The sequence below is a fragment of the Litorisediminicola beolgyonensis genome (assembly GCF_042679605.1).
Classification (GTDB): domain Bacteria; phylum Pseudomonadota; class Alphaproteobacteria; order Rhodobacterales; family Rhodobacteraceae; genus Litorisediminicola; species Litorisediminicola beolgyonensis.
On record NZ_JBHTMU010000085.1, the window covers coordinates 1 to 1,809 of the forward strand.

2 protein-coding genes are annotated in these 1,809 nt (G+C 73.7%); both read right to left on the bottom strand.

Features of this window, described 5'->3' with window-relative positions:
* The coding region (locus tag ACFQ4E_RS20480) for a gamma-glutamyltransferase (protein ID WP_386806389.1) at positions 1-730 on the bottom strand (730 nt) is incomplete at its 3' end.
* A gap of 71 nt (positions 731-801) precedes the next feature.
* Positions 802-1,809 (bottom strand): FliI/YscN family ATPase (locus tag ACFQ4E_RS20485; protein ID WP_386806390.1); only part of this gene is annotated, 1,008 nt, incomplete at its 5' end.

The following is a 1,809-nucleotide window of genomic DNA, read 5'->3' on the forward strand; positions in this document are numbered from 1 at the left end:
CCGCGCCCAGATCGCCGCCATGCAGGGCGCCCGCGCCATGCCGCGCGATCTGATCGAGGCTGTCGGCCATCCGGCTCTGGTCGAGCCGCACCCCCGGCACCGCCGTCCAGCCCGAGCCCTTGGGCCAGACGCCCTCGTCGAGGAACAGCGCCGCCGAGCCCGGATCGCGCGCAAGCTCCCGCGCCACCGACGCGATCACGAGCTGCGCATACCAGTCGACGGTCATGCCCGCCCGCGCCTCGGCCACCGCGGGCGCGACCAGCTCCGACCAGGGCATCCGCCCCCAGCGGGCATGGGTCTCGGCCAGACCCGCCACCGTTCCGGGCACCGCGACCGCGGTCGCGCCATAAAGGTTGCGGTCGCCCACCACGCGCTTCCACGGGAAGAGATCGCCCGCCACGCCCTCGCCACTCAGCGGATAGAGTGCCGGATCGAGCCCCGCAGGCGAGCGCATGCCGAAATTGATCGCCGTCGCCTCGCCGGTGTCGGCGCGCCAGTGCAGCGCCGCGCCGCCGCCCACCGGTCCGCTCATCCACGGCTCCAGAACCCCCATCGCGAAGGAGACCGCCACCGCCGCGTCGACCGCGTCGCCGCCCGCCCTGAGGATCTCGGCGCCGATCTCCGCCGCCACGGCGTTCTGCGCCGAGACGACGCCTCCGGCGCTCTTGATCACGCGTTTTTCGACATGGCGGCTGCGCGACAGGGCGGTTCTGATCGGGGGAGGTCTCATCGGGGCATTCCGGTCTTCGAGGCTCGTCTGCCTCTTAGAGCCTCTCCGCGCGCGGCGTTCCAGCCCCAAGATCAGGCGGGCAGCGCCACCTCGATCCCGGCCTCGTCGAGAAGCGCCGCCAGCCCGGCAAAGCTCTCGCCCCGGCTGGTCGCGCCGCCCTGCTGCTGGTCGAGAAACCGTTCCGCCGCCCGCGCCGCCGCGATGGCGGCGTCGGTCTCGGGATCGGTGCCGGGCTTGTAGGCGCCGAGCCGGACGAGGTCCTCGATATCGCCGTATTGCGCCATCGCCCGCCGCGCCGCGAGCCGGATCGCGTTCTCGCCCGCGCTTTGGCAGCCCGGCAGCATCCGCGACAGGCTCGCCTCGAGGTCGATGGCCGGGTAGCGCCCGCGCTCGGCGATGCGCCGGGTCAGCACCAGGTGCCCGTCGAGGATGCCGCGCACCGCATCCGCGATCGGGTCGTTCATGTCGTCGCCGTCGACAAGCACCGTGTAGAGCGCGCTGATATCGCCCTGCCCGTCGCTGCCCGGACCCGCGCGCTCCAGAAGCTGCGGCAGCTCGGCAAAGACCGTCGGCGGATAGCCCCGCGCCGCCGGGGGCTCGCCGAGGCTCAGCCCGATCTCGCGCTGCGCCTGCGCGAAGCGCGTCACCGAGTCGAGCATCAGGAGCACCTTCCGCCCCTCGTCCCGCAGCGCTTCGGCAACGGCGGTCGCGGTCCAGGCCGCCTGCCGCCTGAGAAGCGGCGCCTCGTCGCCGGTCGCCACCACGATCACCGAGCGCGCCAGCCCCTCGGGCCCGAGCGTGTGCTTGATGAAGTCCTGCACCTCGCGGCCCCGCTCGCCGACGAGACCGATCACGATCACATCCGCCTCGGCCCGCCGCGCCAGCATCGACAGGAGCGTCGACTTGCCGACGCCCGAACCCGCGAAGATGCCCATGCGCTGGCCGTGGCAGAGCGGCGCGAAGATATCGAGCGCCCGGATGCCGGTCTCGATCTGCCCGCCGACACCCCGGCGCGAGAACGCCTCGGGCGGGGCGGCGCGCAGCGCGCGCACGGGCCCCTCCGCCCGGAGCGGCCCGAG